This window comes from Cohnella luojiensis (assembly GCF_004564235.1).
GTDB classification, from domain to species: domain Bacteria; phylum Bacillota; class Bacilli; order Paenibacillales; family Paenibacillaceae; genus Cohnella; species Cohnella luojiensis.
In genome coordinates this window covers 125,716-144,089 of record NZ_SOMN01000009.1, presented here as the reverse complement: position 1 = coordinate 144,089, position 18,374 = coordinate 125,716, and the positions used below count along the sequence as shown (strand labels likewise).

Annotated in this window: 19 protein-coding genes and 1 pseudogene; all 20 read left to right on the top strand. The window is 44.6% G+C overall.

The features are described from left to right. Nucleotides 1-140: 140 nt before the first annotated feature. Entirely contained in the window at nt 141-263 is a 123-nt protein-coding gene (locus tag E2980_RS24910) for a hypothetical protein (protein ID WP_276322263.1), read from the top strand. Nucleotides 264-838: 575 nt separating this feature from the next. Continuing rightward, nucleotides 839-1,072 carry an alpha/beta-type small acid-soluble spore protein gene (locus E2980_RS09640; protein WP_135151968.1) on the top strand — a complete coding sequence of 78 codons (234 nt, stop codon included), beginning with the start codon at nt 839-841 and terminating at the stop codon, nt 1,070-1,072. Nucleotides 1,073-1,600: 528 nt separating this feature from the next. Then, the gene (locus tag E2980_RS09635) at nt 1,601-2,824 is read left to right on the top strand and encodes a sensor histidine kinase (RefSeq protein WP_135151967.1); all 1,224 of its coding nucleotides are present in this window, start codon (nt 1,601-1,603) and stop codon (nt 2,822-2,824) included. Then, nucleotides 2,821-3,483, top strand: a complete 663-nt coding sequence (locus E2980_RS09630) for a response regulator (RefSeq protein ID WP_135151966.1) — start codon at nt 2,821-2,823, stop codon at nt 3,481-3,483. Before E2980_RS09635 ends, E2980_RS09630 begins: the two co-directional genes overlap by 4 nt. Before the next feature lie 340 nt (nt 3,484-3,823). After that, on the top strand, nt 3,824-4,303 hold the full coding sequence (locus E2980_RS09625) for a DinB family protein (protein WP_135151965.1): 480 nt from the start codon (nt 3,824-3,826) through the stop codon (nt 4,301-4,303). Between the two features lie 48 nt (nt 4,304-4,351). Next, nucleotides 4,352-4,690: a bacillithiol system redox-active protein YtxJ gene (gene ytxJ / locus E2980_RS09620; protein WP_135151964.1), complete on the top strand. Its 339-nt coding sequence runs from the start codon at nt 4,352-4,354 to the stop codon at nt 4,688-4,690. Nucleotides 4,691-5,129: 439 nt separating this feature from the next. Next, the gene (gene msrA / locus E2980_RS09615; RefSeq protein ID WP_420808637.1) at nt 5,130-6,161 is read left to right on the top strand and encodes a peptide-methionine (S)-S-oxide reductase MsrA; all 1,032 of its coding nucleotides are present in this window, start codon (nt 5,130-5,132) and stop codon (nt 6,159-6,161) included. A 178-nt stretch (nt 6,162-6,339) separates the two neighbouring features. Next, nucleotides 6,340-6,678: a peptide-methionine (S)-S-oxide reductase gene (locus E2980_RS24180; RefSeq protein WP_167747055.1), complete on the top strand. Its 339-nt coding sequence runs from the start codon at nt 6,340-6,342 to the stop codon at nt 6,676-6,678. Continuing rightward, the gene (gene msrB / locus E2980_RS24175) at nt 6,675-7,142 is read left to right on the top strand and encodes a peptide-methionine (R)-S-oxide reductase MsrB (protein WP_167747054.1); all 468 of its coding nucleotides are present in this window, start codon (nt 6,675-6,677) and stop codon (nt 7,140-7,142) included. Before E2980_RS24180 ends, msrB (E2980_RS24175) begins: the two co-directional genes overlap by 4 nt. A gap of 33 nt (nt 7,143-7,175) precedes the next feature. Continuing rightward, the gene (gene msrA / locus E2980_RS24170; protein ID WP_167747053.1) at nt 7,176-7,652 is read left to right on the top strand and encodes a peptide-methionine (S)-S-oxide reductase MsrA; all 477 of its coding nucleotides are present in this window, start codon (nt 7,176-7,178) and stop codon (nt 7,650-7,652) included. A gap of 29 nt (nt 7,653-7,681) precedes the next feature. Beyond that, the gene (gene msrB, locus E2980_RS24165) at nt 7,682-8,137 is read left to right on the top strand and encodes a peptide-methionine (R)-S-oxide reductase MsrB (RefSeq protein WP_240702954.1); all 456 of its coding nucleotides are present in this window, start codon (nt 7,682-7,684) and stop codon (nt 8,135-8,137) included. A gap of 83 nt (nt 8,138-8,220) precedes the next feature. Then, nucleotides 8,221-8,862 (top strand): TVP38/TMEM64 family protein, encoded by a 642-nt coding sequence (locus E2980_RS09600; protein WP_135151962.1) that lies wholly within the window; start codon nt 8,221-8,223, stop codon nt 8,860-8,862. Between the two features lie 18 nt (nt 8,863-8,880). After that, nucleotides 8,881-10,314: a dihydrolipoyl dehydrogenase family protein gene (locus E2980_RS09595; protein ID WP_135151961.1), complete on the top strand. Its 1,434-nt coding sequence runs from the start codon at nt 8,881-8,883 to the stop codon at nt 10,312-10,314. 15 nt (nt 10,315-10,329) lie between these two features. Further along, the gene (locus E2980_RS09590) at nt 10,330-11,433 is read left to right on the top strand and encodes an FAD-dependent oxidoreductase (RefSeq protein WP_135151960.1); all 1,104 of its coding nucleotides are present in this window, start codon (nt 10,330-10,332) and stop codon (nt 11,431-11,433) included. An 80-nt stretch (nt 11,434-11,513) separates the two neighbouring features. Beyond that, on the top strand, nt 11,514-12,155 hold the full coding sequence (locus E2980_RS09585) for a peroxiredoxin-like family protein (protein ID WP_135151959.1): 642 nt from the start codon (nt 11,514-11,516) through the stop codon (nt 12,153-12,155). A gap of 280 nt (nt 12,156-12,435) precedes the next feature. Next, nucleotides 12,436-13,788 carry an epoxide hydrolase family protein gene (locus tag E2980_RS09580; protein WP_240702953.1) on the top strand — a complete coding sequence of 451 codons (1,353 nt, stop codon included), beginning with the start codon at nt 12,436-12,438 and terminating at the stop codon, nt 13,786-13,788. A 190-nt stretch (nt 13,789-13,978) separates the two neighbouring features. Continuing rightward, complete coding sequence (locus E2980_RS09575) at nt 13,979-15,430, top strand: spore germination protein (protein WP_135151958.1); 1,452 nt, start codon at nt 13,979-13,981, stop codon at nt 15,428-15,430. A 25-nt stretch (nt 15,431-15,455) separates the two neighbouring features. Then, nucleotides 15,456-16,544: a GerAB/ArcD/ProY family transporter gene (locus tag E2980_RS09570; RefSeq protein WP_135151957.1), complete on the top strand. Its 1,089-nt coding sequence runs from the start codon at nt 15,456-15,458 to the stop codon at nt 16,542-16,544. Continuing rightward, nucleotides 16,541-17,614 carry a Ger(x)C family spore germination protein gene (locus E2980_RS09565; protein ID WP_135151956.1) on the top strand — a complete coding sequence of 358 codons (1,074 nt, stop codon included), beginning with the start codon at nt 16,541-16,543 and terminating at the stop codon, nt 17,612-17,614. The genes E2980_RS09570 and E2980_RS09565 overlap by 4 nt, the downstream gene beginning before the upstream one ends. Nucleotides 17,615-17,910: 296 nt before the next feature. Next, nucleotides 17,911-18,069: pseudogene (locus tag E2980_RS09560) on the top strand (monothiol bacilliredoxin BrxC family protein); the annotation flags it as partial. Nucleotides 18,070-18,374: the final 305 nt, after the last annotated feature.

The following is an 18,374-nucleotide window of genomic DNA, read 5'->3' as shown; positions in this document are numbered from 1 at the left end:
CGTCTGTTCCTTAAACTCGTCACTGTACCTTTGTCTGATCTCTCCCATACCGGACACCTCTTCTTCTCTTTGTTGTATATTATCTGCATACTCTTATGAGGTGTCCACTTTTTATTCTAGCTGCAGAATTGCCGTTACGATTGGAGTTAGGCAAGCCGACGGAACGGTTAACGGCAGAAATTGCCGTTACGGTTGGAGTTAGGCAAGCCGGCGGAACGGTTAACGGCAGAAATTGCCGTTACGGTTGGTTAGGCAACCGGTGAGCCGGTCACCTCTAGAACGTTGGTAATACGGCATACGATGACCTAAGTTGGAACTCCCGCAAAGGCAAACGTCTAATTTTGTATCGGGTCGTTCACGAGACCTTCGTCTTGTTCGTTAAAGTTTCGAATATCCTCCACCCCAAAAGACCGTCAGGCCCTGACGGTTTTTCTTAGCGATGGATCTAAAATGTCTTTAAATAAAGGAACATGGCACTTCATGTCGAAAACACTGCATGAGCGAGCCGATTAAATATCTACCAACATTGGGAGTGCGGCTAACACCGGTACTCCTTTTTTTTGTTGAAGGAGGTCCTGGGCTGAAGTATTACCTCGGATATAACGGCAAACGTATTAATATCTTGCTATCTAAAGAGGAAGCAATGAAATTGTTATTTGAAACTAAGGGGGCAATTAAGGGGCTAAGCATCATGATTTATGACGACAACGATAAGTTCATCAGGCAGATACCGAAGAAGAAGGGGTAGCGGAAGATTTTCATTAGTTGATTATTGGGAGTGCATAGGAGGATTCCTCGTGAAGCATAATACTCGGTAAATACTGGAGGTGATTACATAATGGCAAACAATCGTGGAAATTCGAATCAACTCGTTGTCCCGCAAGCTCAAAAAGGCTTGGAACAATTGAAATTTGAGGTGTGTCAGGAGCTTGGTATCCAGATCCCTCAAGACGGTTATTACGGAAACATGATAACCAAGGATACCGGACGTATTGGCGGTAACATCACGCGTCATCTAGTCATGATTGCGGAGCAGCAGTTGGCAGGCCAAGCTGGCCAGTTCAATCGCTAGTATTGTAATAAAGGGCAGGAGCTCACCCCTCCTGCTCTTTTCTTCGGGAGGTCAACCATGCTTAAGTTTATATTGAAATGGATTATTAACGGAGCGGTCGTGGCATTAATGCTCGTCTATTTTGCCGATGTCCCTTTTATTGAAGCGACGATTACAGCAACGGCAATTACTGGTAATTGCCTATGTTGTTGGCGATCAAATTATCTTATGAGCATCGAACAACGCAATTGCAACCCTTGCTGATTTCGGTTTAGGTTTCCTCATTTTATGGGCTGCCTCTGACTCAATGAACTGGGATATTAACCTAGGTGAAATATTTACCATTTCAATATTATAGGCCGTTGCCGAATGGGTCGTTCACCGTTATATTCTAAAGCCTAAACTAAAGGTGCCGTCCGTTAGATGACATGATTCCGCGACCGCTGTTGCCCGTGACACTTGCTTATGTCATAATGCGTGGTACGAAGAAATGGGCAGCTTATCCTAAGGAGATGGGAGAATGACTAATGATGAGGGGAGTAGAAGATAGTGCTTCAAAAAACGGATATTATACTTAAGAGTCCCCTTTCATGGAAACTATTTTTTGGGCTAAAGCTCGTTTTTGGTTTAGCTATAGCAGGTATTTTTTATTTTGAAAATTCGATTACGATTTTTTGGGGTTTAAGCTTTGTTATCTTTTCAGTGGCAGCTTTCCTTATTGTTAATCTGTTTTACGCAAAAATAAAAAAGCGGAATTTGCTTTTTCACCTCCTCATCTTAGATTTTTTGGTGTCCGCATCTTATGGTTACCTATTTATCGGCGGGAAATTCCCCAATCACCTGTTTATCGGGATAACGGCTTTAGCCATTTTAATGTTTTTAAAGAATACCCGTATTCTCATTCTCGCTTGCATATTACTGCTGTTACTCTATGTTGTTACGATGGGCAGCATTGACTGGTATTTGTACAAACGACTTGATGAAACAGGCTATTTTATTGCCTGCTCGTTTATTGTGTTCGCATGCATCGTGAGTGCTTTAATTAATTTCTACCAAAGGGCGCGCAGGGATACATTGCAGCTATACGCACAATTGAAGCAGTCCCATGAGCAATTGCAGGAGTATGCGATCAAGGCGGAAGAGTGGGCTGCAACAAGGGAAAGAGTGCGAATTGCCCGAGAAATTCATGATACGGTTGGTCATAAGCTGACGGCATTGTTGGTCCAAATGCAAGTTGCACGCAAGTTAAGTGCGGTAGATCTAAAACGCAGCGAGCAATCCTATCTGGATTGCGAGGGATTAATCAGGTCTGCTTTGCAAGAGGTCCGACTGTCGGTAAGGGCTATTCGAGATGAACCTATTAAATCCACTTCTTTGAATGATAGTCTTGAAAGGCTGTCGGAGGAGTTTACTAAATTTGCAAAGGTTCAAACTGTTTTTAAAGCCGCTGGGATACCCGTCGCACTACCTAGCGATCTTCAATTGACCGCTTATCGAATCGTGCAGGAATCGCTTACGAATGCTCAGAAACATGGACATGCGAAAAAAGCTGCAATCTCGTTGTCTTATTCGGACACCGGCTTTTCTCTTTGCATAAGCAATGACGGAGAAATGCCTAACGATCTAAAGCCGGGGTTTGGGTTAATCAATTTAAAAGAGCGAGTGCGGGAGTGGAAAGGAGAGGTGCATTTTCGGATGGATCCAAAAATGGGCTTCGCTGTTGATGTAAACTTCCCATATTCCTTGACGGATACGGAGCGTGAAAAGAATTGAGGATTCTTATCGTCGACGATCAACGGATCTTGAGAGACGGGCTTGCGACAATCATCGGCATGGAACCTGGCATGGAAGTGGTTGGAACGGCAGTAGACGGGAGAGATGCCTATTCCAAAGTGGTTGAATCGCGACCCGATGTGGTGTTGATGGACATCCGAATGCCGGGAATGGATGGCGTCGAAGGATCCGAATTGATACTCAAGCATTTTCCGGAGACGAAGGTATTGATTCTAACCACTTTCGATGACGCGGAATTGATCATGCAAGTTTTGGAAAACGGCGTACATGGTTATTTATTGAAGGATATGCCTTCGGAGGCGATCATTAGCGCTATTCAGACGGTCTACAATGGAGGAACAGTGCTTCAACACGATATTACGGCGATGCTGCTAAAAGAGTTAAAAAAAATGTCTGAACAGAATCCGGAGAAGACGTACTCGTTAAGTCATCATGAACCGGAAGGATTGGGATTATTGACCGAACGTGAGAAAGAGGTACTGGCTTTATTGGGGCAAGGATTGAATAATAAAGAAATCGCAGGCTTGCTTTTTCTTACGGAAGGTACAGTGAAAAACCACGTTTCGAATCTGATAGCCAAGCTTGGAATGCGCGACAGAACGCAAGCTGCGGTATTTTCGGTTCGCCATCTCCTTTAATCACGAGGCATGACTTTTGGCATAAGGCATGAAATTTTTCATGCTTTAGCGGTCAAAAGTTGTGCCTTTTCTTTTGAAATACATGACTTCCCACAGGTTTGCATTCGTTCGCTTCTTGTTAAAATCCAAGTGTAAGCAAAAGGAGGTGCTCGAGGCGCGAACTGAAGTGGGTGACAACAAGAACGTCTTTATTTTTATGTATGGTGGTTTTGGCACGCTCCGTCGCGGTCGGATTTTCCATAGTTTATGAAGGTTGTTTGAGGAGTACAAACATTTAATTCTGGGGAAAATATAATTAATTTCAATTCGAGCATGATATAGAGATAAAGGAGCGATACAAATGGAAACAAATCTTTTCGACCAAATGGCCAACATCAGAAGACAAACGCTGGAAGTGATGGAGGGCGTGACGGAGGAGTTAGCGGATCGAATTCCTGACGGTTTCCGCAATAATATCCGTTGGCACCTTGGTCACGTTTATACCGCTACGGAATTCTTAGCGCTTTCGGGATTGAAACTTCCGATGATTCTCCCGGAAGGGTTTATTGAACGGTTTGCTTCCGGGACGTCGCCGCTGGACGATAAAGCCAAATCGGTCCCTCTTCCGACGTTATCGCAGTTGGGGAGCCTATTGAAGGAACAGACGGAGAGAATTCGCGAGGCGCTGCCGAGTAGCCGCTTAAACGAAAGCATCCCGGCCATTACGACGTCAACGGGACTCGATTTGCTTACTCCGGAGCAGGCGCTCCGTTATAACCTGTATCATGAAGGATTGCATTTCGCGATCATTCCGGTTTACAAAAAATTGTTATCCCGGTAACCAGGGAAAGTATAAGTATTGATGAAGTAACGAAGGAGGCATACTGGGATGAACTGGAAAGAAATCACAACACTTGAAGAGTGGAATGATATCTTTGCAAAATCGTCAGAACGCGGACAGGTTATTTTAAAACATAGTACGACATGCCCGGTAAGCGCCAACGCGATTCATGAATATGAAGATTACTTGAAGAGTACCCCGAATCAAGAGGTAGATTACACGCTTGTCAAAGTTATCGAATCCCGGCCAGTGTCAAACAAGATCACCGAGGATTTGAATGTCAAACACGAATCTCCGCAAATTATTTACATCAAGGATAAAGCTAAATACTGGACTGCCTCTCACTGGTCGGTTACGAAAGCGCATATGACAGCAGTACTAGACTAATTTTGAATCGGTAATAGCAGGATTAAGGCTATTACCGATTTTTTTGTACGCAATTAATAAGACTAACTGAAACTACATTGCTCAGAACGCAAGCTGCGGTATTTTCGGTTCGCCATCTCCTTTTTTAAAATCACGAGGGCATGACTTTTGGCATAAGGCATGAAATTTTTCATGCTTCAGCGGTCAAAAGTTGTGTCTTTTCTTTTGTAATACATGACTTCCCACAGATTTGCGCTCGTTCGGTTCTTGTTAAAATCCAAGTGTAAGGAAAAGGGATGGCTCATTCCCTAAAAGTATCCGCGGAGGTGTAAAGGTAATGAAATTGAAAAAGCGTAAATTTTATGCGTTATCCATTGCTCTACTAGTCATTGTTGCTTATTTCTTTTACGGTTCGCTTAATAAAGCGAAGATCGCCGAGGCTCAAAATGTTCTGACTAAGCTGAATGCAAACTCGAATGGGCCTTCTGACACCGCTATTTTCGCTGGCGGTTGCTTCTGGCATATGGAAGAGGCTTTCCAAGAGCTGAAAGGCGTCTCGAGCGTGTATACCGGCTATACGGATGGACATAAGGAAAATCCAACCTATGAAGAAGTTCTTTCTGAAACGACGGGACATCTTGAATCGGTCGAAGTTCATTATAATCCCAATGTGATTTCGTATGACGAACTGCTCCAGGTTTTCTGGCGTAACGTTAATCCTACCGATGCGGGAGGTCAATTCGGTGATCGTGGCCACTCCTATCAATCCGCTATTTTCTACGCCAACAACGAACAAAAAGAGTTGGCTGAAGCATCCGAAAAGGAATTGGAAGCATCCAAACGATTTGATAAACCGGTTGTAACCAAAATCGCTGCTGCATCGACGTTCTACAAAGCCGAGAATGAACATCAGGACTACTACAAAAAAAGTAAAATTAGCTACGAGATGAGTGAGCTCTTCTCCGGTCGCGATTCTTTCTTAGACAAGGCTTGGGGCAATGATCGGGAAGTTATAATTAGCGCAAAACAAGACTCCAATACAGAATATAACAAAGAGTTTAACAAAGAAGAAAAATTAAAAACACTAACTAAACTGCAGTATAACGTAACTCAGAAAGGCGTGGACGAGCAGCCGTTTAATAACGAATACTGGGATAACAAGGAAGAGGGTATCTACGTAGATATCGTTTCGGGTGAGCCGTTGTTTAGCTCGAAGGACAAATATGAGGCGGGTACAGGCTGGCCTAGTTTCACAAAACCTTTGGAGTCAAACAACGTTGTGCTTAAAGAAAGCGGTGGACTATTTTCTAGGGTTACAGCCAGAAGCAGTAATGCCGATTCCTACCTGGGCGACGTGTTCAATGACGGACCTGAACCAACGGGACTGCGATTCTGCATAAACTCTGCAGCCATGGAGTTTATTCCGAAAGCGGATCTCGAAACAAGAGGATATGGTGCTTATGTTTCGCAATTTAGCAATCAGAAATCTTAATCGGAGATACAGCTATGACAATTGAAATCTATCTATTGCTTATCGGTCTAATTGCTTATTTCATCTATCGTTGGTTCCCAAAGCGAAAGTGGCAAAGTCTAACGCTCTGAAGAGGGCAAGTGAAAACTCGAATACGCTTTCCGCTACAGCTATTTTTGCAGGCGGCTGCTTCTGGCACATGGAAGAGACTTTCCAGAAGCTTGACGGCGTCTCGAACGTGTATACAGGCTATACAGGTGGGTATAATGAAAATCCGACTTATGCACAAGTGGTTTCTAAACAGACGGACCATCTTGAATCGGTCGAAGTTCATTATAACCCGAATGTGATTAGGTATGACGAGTTGCTCCGGATATTCTGGCGAAACGTTGACCCCACGGATGCGGGCGGTCAATTCGGCGATCGCGGCAGCGAATATCTATCCGCCATCTATTACAGCAATGAACAAATAGAGCTAGCCGAAGCATCCTCTGGTCGCAATTCTTACTTGAATAAAATTTGGAGGTTAGACAAATGACGAATAACTCAAATACAGCAAACAACGGAAACTTTAACAAAGAAGAAAAGCTCAAATCGCTGACTAAAGTCCAGTATAACGTAACGCAGCATGGCATAGATGAGCAGCCGTTTAATAACGAATATTGGAATAACGAAAAAGAGGGCATTTACGTCGATATTGTTTCGGGCGAGCCGTTGTTTAGCTCGAAGGACAAATACGATGCATGTACAGGCTGGCCTAGTTTTACAAAGCCTTTGGAAGAGGAAAACGTTGTGACGAAACGCAAAGGATCCTTTTCCGGGTCCGAAGTCAGAAGCCGGAATGCGGATTCCTTCCTGGGCGATGTGTTCAATGACGGACCTGGGCCAACGGGACAACGATTCTGTATGAACTCTGCAGCCATGGAGTTTATTCCGAAAGAAGATCTTGAGAAAAGAGGATATGGCGAATATGCCGTGCAATTTAACGAGCAGAAGTTATAGACTATAAATAAATTTTAAGGGAGGATTGATAAAATGAGAACTGAATCCGATAACGCTATTTTTGCTGGCGGCTGCTTCTGGCATATGGGAGATACTTTCGAGAAGCTTGACGGCGTCTCGAGTGTTTATACCGGTTATACGGATGGACATCATAAAAATCCGACTTATCATGAAGTCAGTTCCGGAACCACGGGTCATCTCGAGTCCGTGGAAGTTCATTTTGACCCTAATGTGATTTCATATGACGAGTTGCTTCAAGTTTTCTGGCGAAACATTGATCCTACGGAAGGTGACGGTCCATTCGGTGATCGTAGAAACCCCTATCAACCCGCCATCTTTTATACAAGCAATGAACAAAAAGAGTTGGCTGAAGCCTCCAAAAAGGAAATGGAAGCCTCCAAGCGGTTCGATAAACCGATTGCAACGAAGATCGGTGCTGCAACAACGTTTTACAAAGCCGAGGACGAACATCAGGGCTATTACAAAAAAAAACGCTGTGCAATAAGATGATTGAGTTCTTCTCGGGGAGGGATCGCGAAGTGAAAAATAACTCAATTCAAGGCTTCAATGGAGTTTTTAACAAAAAAGAAAAGCTGAAGGCGCTGACCAAACTCCAGTATAACGTAACTCAGAATGGCGCGGACGAGCCTCCGTTTAATAACGAATACTGGGATAATGAAGAAGAGGGTATCTACGTAGATATTGTATCGGGTGAGCCGTTGTTTAGCTCGAAGGATAAATATGATGCCCGAACAGGCTGGCCTAGTTTTACAAAGCCTCTAGATTCAAACAGCGTTGTCCTTAAACGCAAATTCTTTTTTGGGTCTCAAGTCAGAAGCCGGAATGCGGATTCCTTCCTGGGCGATGTGTTCAATGACGGACCTGGGCCAACGGGACAACGCTTCTGTATGAACTCTGCAGCCATGGAGTTTATTCCGAAAGCCGATCTTGAAAAAAGAGGATATGGCGCTTATGCCGCGCAATTTAACGAATAGAAGCTTTGAAAATGATCTATCAAAAACAGCAGTTCTATATTGGACTGCTGTTTTTTGATTGTCGACAGCATAAGGAGACAAGAATGAAACCACTATCTAAACTCATCAAACCATTATTGCTGATCTCAGTCGTCTTAGGCTTATTATGGTTCAATCACAGCGTTTTGCATCTCAGTCCCCAGGGCATAAGGACTTGGATTCTAACGTTCGGATGGGCTGCGCCGGTACTGTTCATTCTCATTTATACCGTTCGGCCTTTGATTTTATTTCCCGCGTCCGTTCTATCATTAACGGGCGGATTGGCTTTCGGTCCGGTCTGGGGAACGGTGTATACGATCGTCGGTGCGACGATTGGCGCGGTGTTGTCTTTTTGGTTAGCGCGATTTTTGGGTAATAGATTGGTTTCCGCAAGGTCGAAGGAGAAATGGGGCAAGCTTGAAAAGAATATGCAGCAGAAAGGCTTTATCTATATTCTGCTTTTGCGGCTGATTCCGATATTCCCGTTTGATCTGATCAGTTACGGGGCCGGCGTGGCCAAAGTGAATTTTTGGGCTTTTTTATTCGGTACGCTTCTGGGAATCATTCCGGGTACGTTTGCTTATAATTTTCTGGGTTCAAGTTTTCTACAGGGAAATACGTCATACCTTATCATTGCCGCGATTGTATTCGTACTTGTGACATTGGTTCCGCTTATTCTCAAGAAACGAGTCGCTAATAAATCATAAAGTGGAGGAGCGCATACATTGAAAAGCTACGATCTCATTGTCATTGGCGGTGGATCCGGGGGGCTAACCGTAGCGGCAGGCGCAGTGGGCTTTGGGGTAAAGGTGGCATTGATTGAAAAAGAACCTGAACCGGGAGGCGACTGCTTGCATATAGGGTGCGTACCTTCCAAAGCGTTGATTGCCGCGGCTAAGGAGCTCCATACGGCCAAGAAAGCTGCGGAAGCCTATGGATTGGAATTGAAGGGCGAAGCCAATTACCTCGAGGCTTACCGAAGAGTACAAGCTGCCAAAGCTGCGATTCAACCTCATGATAGCGCTGAACGGTTTCGGAGCATGGGCGTGGATGTATTTCAGGGACACGGTCAATTCCGGGATAAGCATCATATCGAGATTAAGGGCGGCGAAGTGCTTTATGGCAAGCGCATAGTTATTGCTACTGGTTCCAGAGCGGCTATTCCGCCTATTGATGGTTTGCAAGACGTAGATTTTCTGACCAATGAAAGCGTCTTTGATATAAAAGCATTGCCCGAAAGCCTTGTGATCATTGGAGCTGGGCCGGTCGGTTTGGAATTGGCTCAAGCTTTCGCCCGACTGGGTTCTAAAGTGACTGTACTCGAGAGAGGATCGCAAATATTAAACAAAGAAGACGCGGAACTCGTTCCATATGCACAGGCTGCGCTGGAAAAAGAAATGTCCTTCGTGTTCAAAGCAAGCGTAAAAAAGGTTGAACCCATGCCTGATGGGAGAAAGCGGTTATGGATCGAGCGTGACGGGGAAAAGCTCCAATTGGAGACGCATGCCATATTGATTGCCGCCGGCCGAAGGCCGAACACCGATCGCCTTGGACTTTTAACCATCGGCATTCAAATGGACGGAGACCATATTGCGGTAAAAAAAACATTGCAGACAAGCATTCCTCACATTTACGCAGTCGGAGACGTGATCAAGCCTTATCCGTTCACGCATGCTGCAGGAATGGAAGGGAAGATCGTCGTAGGAAACGCCGTGTTCGGCCTGAAACGAAAAGTCAGCTACGATCATGTTCCTTGGGTAATCTATACGGATCCGGAAATCTTTCATTTGGGAATAACGGAGGAAGAAGCTCGCAAGCATGTCGGGGATGAAGTCCGGATTTACAAAGTAACCTTAGATCATGTGGATCGATTTATAACGGATCGGAATACGGAAGGCATCGTTAAGGTGATTACGGATCGTAAAGGGAGAATCTTAGGCGCTCATGCTGCCGGGAATGGAGCGGGGGATTGGATGCAGCAAGCCGTTTTTATGAAACGATTCGGCCACAAGCTTCCCGCCATATCGCATGTGGTGCATCCGTACCCTGCCCGCTCCGAAGCGTTATTGAAAACAGCCGATCAATATTGGCGCGATAAGTTGTTTCAAGGCGGTATCGCGGGGCGGATCATGAAGGCATATGTAAAATGGTTTCGATAAAAAGGAGAATGGGCTTTGCCTAGAAGATTACTGCTTGTAGGCGGTGGGCATGTACACCTGCATATATTAAAGAAGCTGCAGCAGCATCCGATACCGAATGTGGAAGTGAACTTGCTGTCGCCTTTCCCCATTCAGTATTATTCGGGTATGCTTTCAGGATTTGTGGAAGGGCTCTATGCAGAAGAACAAATTGGAGTCAATCTTCGTAAGCTTTGCGAGGCAGCAGGAGTTTCGTTTATCGAAGATCGCGTTGCGTCTCTCGATGCTGTCAGCCAAACGGTAATCACGGAGCGGACACGGCGAATGCTGAAATATGACGCGGTGTCTTTTAATATCGGATCGGAAGTGGCCGCAACCGATATACCCGGCGTAAAAATGTTCGGTATCCGGGTCAAGCCGATGGAGTTGTTTATTCAATTTATCAATCAGCTTGATTTCTCGGAACGGATTCTCGTCGTTGGAGGAGGAGCATCGGGAATCGAACTTGCTTTGTCGCTGCGGGCTAGACAACGCCAACAACCCGGGTTGGAGATGAGTCCCGATCGCATAACCATTGTCACCTCCGGAGCACTGATGGGAGTAAGTAATAGCTGGATCGAGAGTAAGCTAATGCATATTTTATCCCGTAAGGGGTTAACATTTTATACGAACAAAGCTGTAATGAAAGTACACGAAAACCATGTGATATTAAATTCCGGCGTTACCCTATCCTTCGATCGATTATTATGGTTGACGGGGCCTAAGGCCCCGGATTTGTTCGGTAAATCGGGGTTAAAAGTAAGGGATCAAGGTTATCTCCTTGTCAATCCGACCTTGCAATCTGTTGACTTTCCCAATATTTTCGGTGCCGGAGATTGTGTGGCTATTGACGCTTACGCACCATTGCCGAAATCTGGCGTTTATGCTGTAAAGGAAGCACCCGTATTATGGGCAAATTTGCTTCATTATTTCAATGGACAGAGGTTGGTAAATTACCATCCGCATACCCCTTCCTTATCTCTTCTTTCGACAGGCAACCGTGAGGCGTTCTTGATATATGGAAAAGTTATCTTTCATAGTAAATGGTTCTGGAAGCTTAAAAATAAGATCGATTCCCGATTTATGAGGAATTATCAATGAAGGACAATCGCAATTTCGTAAATAACAGTGGAAAGCAAATCATTGTTAAAAATATATTTTATGATAAGGAGAGTTGTACAATGTCAGTTAATAAAGAATTAGATCAAGTAAAGGAATCATTTGTCGCCTCTATGCCTGATGAGGCTCAAGTGGAATTTCAGTTCATTAAGGAGCAGATAGAGTCGGGTATCGAGTTCGGTTTGAAGGAAGGGGGCAAAGCCCCGAATTTTACGCTAGCTAATCCGCTTGGCGAGCAAGTGAATCTGTATGACGAGCTTGCAAAGGGTCCGGTTGTCCTGACCTTCTACCGTGGAAGCTGGTGTCCTTTCTGCAATGTTATGCTTAACGCATACCAGAAGTTGCTGCCGGAGATTGATAAGCTCGGTGGCCAACTGATTGCCGTCACTCCGCAAAGCCCAGACAACTCGCTGTCTCATAAAGAGAAGGAAGACCTAACCTTCGAGGTGTTGAGCGATCCGAACGGAAGCGTCACCGAGAGCTTCAAACTTTTGTATGAAGTACCCGAATATATGCAGAGCATCTCCAAAGATTCGTTCAATCTGGATCTCACCGAGTTCAATAAAACCGATCGTTGGATTCTTCCGGTTCCAGGAACATTTATCATTGACAAGGAAGGAATTATCCGTCGCGCGCATGTCGATCCGGACTTTATGAAACGGATGGAATCTCAGGAAATCCTCGATGAATTGAAGAAGCTCTGAGAGTAGTATTAAGAAAGACCCCATGTAATAGGATCACCTTCTTCCTTGACTGTTAAGGTGGAGGGTGATTTGCTTTTTTATTGCAATGAAAAAATCACGACTCCTGGGTGGCGGCCGATCTCAATCAAGCCGGTAATGGTTCGAAAAGCAAGAGGAGGGGCGAGCGGCTTAATCGATCGTTTTTTCGAATCTATGGAATAAGAACTACATTTCGGATGGAACCTAAGGGAAGGATTTCAAGAATATCACTAAAAAACTTTCCGAAGGAGCGTTACTACTTATGAGCAGCAGATTCTGTTCTCGTTTGGCAATGATTTTGGTCCTGTCATTAGGATTGACGGCCTGCGCTACTAATGCCAATGTTAATGGCAGGAATTCGCAAGTTAATCCCCAAGCAAATCCCCCCCAAGCAAATCCTCCCCAAACAATTGAGCAACAGGAGGTAACGAAGCAACCTACAGACAAGAAAGCCATTCGTCCGTTTCGTGTGAATGTTCCGGAAGAGGAACTTACCGAATTGCGCAGGCGCATAGAAGCGACAAAATGGCCTGAGAAGGAGACGGTCTCGGATAAATCGCAGGGTGTGCAGCTTGCAACGATTCAGAAACTCGCCCAATATTGGTTGACAGAGTACGACTGGCGCAAGATCGAGGCGAAGATGAACTCTTATCCGCAGTTTATCACCGAGATCGATGGTCTGGACATTCACTTCATGCACGTTCGCTCGAAGCACAAAGGTGCTTTGCCGATCATCATCACGCACGGATGGCCCGGCTCGATCATCGAGCAGATGAAGATTATCGACCCGCTTACCAATCCAACGAAATATGGCGGGAAGGCATCGGACGCATTCGATGTGGTGATTCCGTCGATACCCGGTTTCGGATATTCAGGCAAGCCGACCACGACCGGCTGGGACCCCGTCCGCATGGCACGTGCCTGGGCTGTGTTAATGAAGCGCCTTGGATACAAGAAGTATGTGGCGCAGGGCGGCGACTGGGGTTCGCTTGTCACGGATTTGATGGGAAAGCAGGAGCCTCCGGGATTACTCGCCATTCACTCTAACCTGCCTGCCGTGGTTCCACCCGAAGTGATTAAGGCGATCAAGGCCGGCAGCCCGCAACCGGATCTCTCGGAAGAAGAGAAGACCGCTGTCGCGGGAATTGGATTCACTTTCAAATATCTCGACTATGCACACATAATGGGGTCTCGTCCGCAGACGCTTACCGGTCTGGCCGATTCGCCTGTCGGTTTGGCAGCCTTTATGCTTGACCATGACCCGAAGAGTCTGGCTCTGATCTCGAGAGCGTTTGACGGACAAAAAGAAGGCCTTACGCGTGACGATGTTTTGGACAATATCACGCTCTTCTGGCTGACGAACACGGCGATTTCTTCGGCGCGTATCTACTGGGAGAACAAGACCCCCTTTTTTCTTCCGGTGGGCGTCAAAATCCCGGCTGCCGTGAGCGTCTTCCCTGACGAGCTCTTTCAAGCCCCGAAGAGTTGGGCAAAGAAGGCGTACCCCAATCTTATCTACTACAACAAGCTCAAAAAAGGCGGGCATTTCGCGGCGTGGGAACAGCCAATGTTATTCGTTAAAGAACTCCGCGCCGCATTCAAGTCGGTACGCTAATTGCAAAACCTGTTAGGCGGCCTTAGTCCTGAATTCCATGGGACTGAGGCCGTCTTCTGCTCTTCAAACGTGCTGTATGTATGAGTTCTTATCGGTATGCTTCTCGGCTGTTACGTACGGAAATGTATAATATCCACTTGAAGTGAGACAATGAACTGAGAAATTGAAATTGGGAAAAGAGTGATTGGAAATGAAATCAGTCCCTCGGTTATGGAAGGAGCTGAGTGAATCATCGGATTTCGTTTTCTACGAACATCAGACGAACTCTGAGCCTTTTTTCATCGGCTATTTTAAATCTCTCACGGAGCCAACAGTGTTGCAACAGCATATCCTGAGCTGCCTGAGCAACGATTCGGATCTATCTTTGGATGATCTGTACCATTCGATCCCGGTTGCGGAGAAAGAAATATCCTCCGATGGGGACCTTATTCAAAACAAAATTTTGCGGGGAAATGTCGCTATTCAATATGGCCAGCAAAGCCATCATTGTATTTTGGTCAATGCCGCCGCATCCAAGGGTCGGAACGTAACGATACCCGAAATCGAATTCACCGTGGAAGGACCGAAAGAAGCCTTTGTTGAATCATTGGACATCAATCTTAACTTGATCCGTAAGCGAATTCCCTCTCCTGAGTTGCGTATAAAAGAGCTCACTGCGGGGAGTGTATCCAAGTCGAAAGTTGCGATTTGTTACATAGATAGAATAGCGAACGAACAATATGTAGATACATGCATTCAGCGCATTGAGGATGTGCAATTTGATCAAATTACGAATATGACCATTCTTCAACAAATGATCGAAGATAATTCCAACTCCATCTTTCCACAGACGATCGGGACCGAAAGGCCGGATTACGTTGCTTGGGCCGTATCGTCGGGGCAAATTTGCGTTTTGATGGACGGATCCCCGATTGCGATTTTTGCGCCGGTCAACCTGGGGCAATTTTTCATTTCTTTTGAAGATTATTATTTGCCATGGATCATCGGCTCGATAGTGCGGCTGATTCGCATGTTTTCCGTGCTGTTTTCCGTCTTTGCCACACCCTTATATGTTGCCGTTATGACCTATCACGGTCAGGGCATTTCCAATGTTTTTTTGTCCACGATCGTTTCTTCGAGGATCAATGTACCGTTTCCTCCTGTCGTGGAAGTGCTCATTATGGAGCTTGTTATTGAACTGTTACGGGAAGCGGGCGCCAGATTGCCTACAAAAATCGGACAAACCATCGGAATTGTTGGAGGTATTGTGCTCGGTACGGCCGCCGTTGAAGCCGCGCTTACCAGCAACTTTTTATTGATCATTGTGGCGTTATCGGCGTTGGCTTCTTTCACTACACCCATTTTTCGAATGAGCGCTACCATACGACTTCTTCGTTTTCCATTTATCTTCGCAGCGCAATTATGGGGGTTATTGGGTATTTTCATCTGCACCTTTGCCGTGGTTGCACATCTGTTGCGATTAACGTCTCTCGGGATGCCTTACCTAGTTCCCTTTTATCCTTATCGCTCTGCCGACTTATATGATACTGTAATTCGTCCTCCATATTCCAAATTTCATCATCGATTTAACTTTTTCAGATCTCCAAAACCCGTAAGATTCGACAGGAAAAACGCAAACCTAAAAAGAGACATAGACGAATGAATCAGCTTTGGGGGGTGATACAAAGATGAAGTCAACGGAACATCCGCGGTTTACCATATCGCCTTATCTGGTTTTCGTATTGATTCATTCGATGCAGTTCGGACCCGAGTATCTCACCATGGCGAACAAGCCGATTCAATTGGCCGGCCAAGATGCTTGGATCTCTGTCATCCTTTGCGGGATCAGCTTTCACATCGTCATTTGGATGATGTATCGAATTCTCAACCGAAATGAGACGGATCTTATCCATATTCATCAACAATTTTTTGGAAAATGGGCGGGCGGGGGTCTTAACTTTATCTTTATTGTTTACTTCCTAACCGTTGCAAGTTTTCAAACACGGCTATTTATCGAAATTATACAAGTATGGTTATTTCCTGATCTTGAAACATGGGCGTTGGCATTGGTTTTACTGCTGCTTGTTTATTACATCGTTGCAGGAGGTTTTCGAGTTATCGTGGGCATTTGTATGTTTAGCTTGGTACGACATCTTCTCATATTATCCTTGTTTTTTACAGCAGGTTCTTTTCATTTTAACAATTTGTCACCCATTATGGATCATTCGCTGATTGATATTATTCAAGCAGGTAAGGAGTTGACATTTCCCTATTTAGGCGTGGAGATGCTCTTATTCTGCTACACTTTTATCAAAACACCAAGAAAGTCACAAAAATGGGCTCACTTAGGAAACTTTGTTACAACATTATCTTATCTAATCGTTACTTTCTTTTCATTGTTATTGTTCAAACCCGAACAACTATCAAAAGAAATATGGCCGCAATTAACCAAATATAAATTTGTTCAATTTCCTTTTATTGAACGATTTGAATTTGTCGGCGCTTCTTCACAGATCCTATGGGCTATTCCTATCATTTGCTTTTGTCTTTGGGCTTCAAGCCGAATGTTTAAATTCATGTTCACTGTGAAACAATTGACAGTCCTACCGATATTATTAATTCTGGTCTTTACCGCCGTATGTCTGATTCCAGGTCGTAATCTTATTGAAGTTGTTGAAACCATGTTATCCAAAATCGGATTTTACATTATTTTTGCGTATATCCCATTTGTGTATATCGTCGACATCGTCAGAATGAAAGTGAGAAGAACGATATGAACCGGTTATTTTTCTCACTATTGGTCGCCTTTTTCCTGTTAACGGGGTGCGTAAAGCAACAAATTTTGGAAAGAGTTACCCTATTTATTGTCTGCGCCTACGATGATGCACCAAACGATCAAATCGAATTTACGTTGGCGGCGCCCAAGTTTCAAGCCGGTAAACCCGGTTCCGTTTCAGATATATTGCTCTCAAAGGTTGGCCACACAAGCATGAATATCCTAGAATTAATGAGCATGCGATTAAACCGGCCCATTAATTCAGGAAGAGTTTCGGTGATTTTATTTGGAAAAGACTTAGCGGCAAAAGGGTTGACAAAGGAATTGGAAGCGGGTTTGCGTGACGCTCAATCTTCGCGAAGGAAATATTTGGCCATTGTCGATGGAAAAGCAAAGGAGATGCTGCAAGCGAATTTCAGTTCAGATGAGGAAAAAGGGATGTTTTTGCTCAATTTACTCGATACGAACGTACGGACCGGGCTTGTTCCCAGACAAAATTTTCACGAGTTCGAGTATTCCTATTTGGGCAAAGGAATGGACCCTTTTTTGCCTCTCCTTAAATTGCAGAATGATCAAGTTCAGATTTCCGGTTTAGCTTTATTCAAGGATGACAAATATGTAATGTCACTGAACGAAAAGCAGATGCGGCTCATGAAACTGCTTTTGGAAAATGTGAAGCACGGTACTCTTGAAGTAAAGCTGGACGATGCTTACGTTGCAATGGAAATTGTCGGTTCAAAAGTGCATTATCTAGTCAGGAAAGATACGGAAAGTCCAAAAGTGACGATAAACCTTATCGTAAACGGTCAAATAATTGATTCAATGGGGGTTCACTTTCCAGAGCAAGAGAAGCAGAGAATAAAAGACCGTTTTGAAAGTGATCTTACCGCAACTGGGATGGATCTCATTCAATTGTTTAAAAATGAAGGGATCGACCCGCTCGGATTAGGGGATTTCGTTAGGAGTAAAACGCGAAATTGGAACGAAGAGGAATGGAAAAAACAATATCGAACTTTGAACGTTAGTTTGAATGTAAAGGTGAATCTTACGGAAATGGGAATCAGGAAATAAAGGATGGAAAAGACGAAATGTTTGATTACCGTGTGCTTTATAAGCGGTATCATTCGCTGCTTTTCTCCATCGCTTACCAGATGCTCGGAGGGCCGTTTCAGCTTTATGGTGATGTATGACGGTAAACCGTCTGCAGTTTACGCCGGCTTTAACACCTGACGGTTCGGCGATTTCACGTGTGTATCGAAGCGTATTAACAAAATGTGGGCGCACGATATCCCGGTCAAACTGATCTGGGGCGAAACCGACCCTTATCTCAAACTCGAATTGCCGCTCTGGCTGGAAATTTGGCTTTTGTCAAAGTTATCGAATCCCGTCCGGTGTCCAACAAGATTGCTGAGGATTTGAATGTCAAACACGAATCCCCGCAAATGATTTATATGAAGGATAAAGCCAAATTCTGGACTGCCTCCCACTGGTCGGTTACGAAAGCGCATATGACAGCAGTACTATAGACTAATTTTTGAATCGGTATCAAAAACAGCAGTTCTAAATTGGACTGCTGTTTTTTTGATATTCACTTCGGTTAAGATATTCATTTATGCTAATATCTAGATGAAAGCGGAGTGATTGAAATTATTTCAAAACATTTTATTTCCCGCGTCAGTTCTTTCATTAACGGGCGGATTGGCTTTCGGTCCCGTCTGGGAACGGTGTATATGATCATCGGTACCCCTGTGCTGGAAGCTTAAGAATAAGATCGACACCGGATTTATGAGGAAATATCAAAGCGTGACAAAAACCTAATCATCTGGAGAGT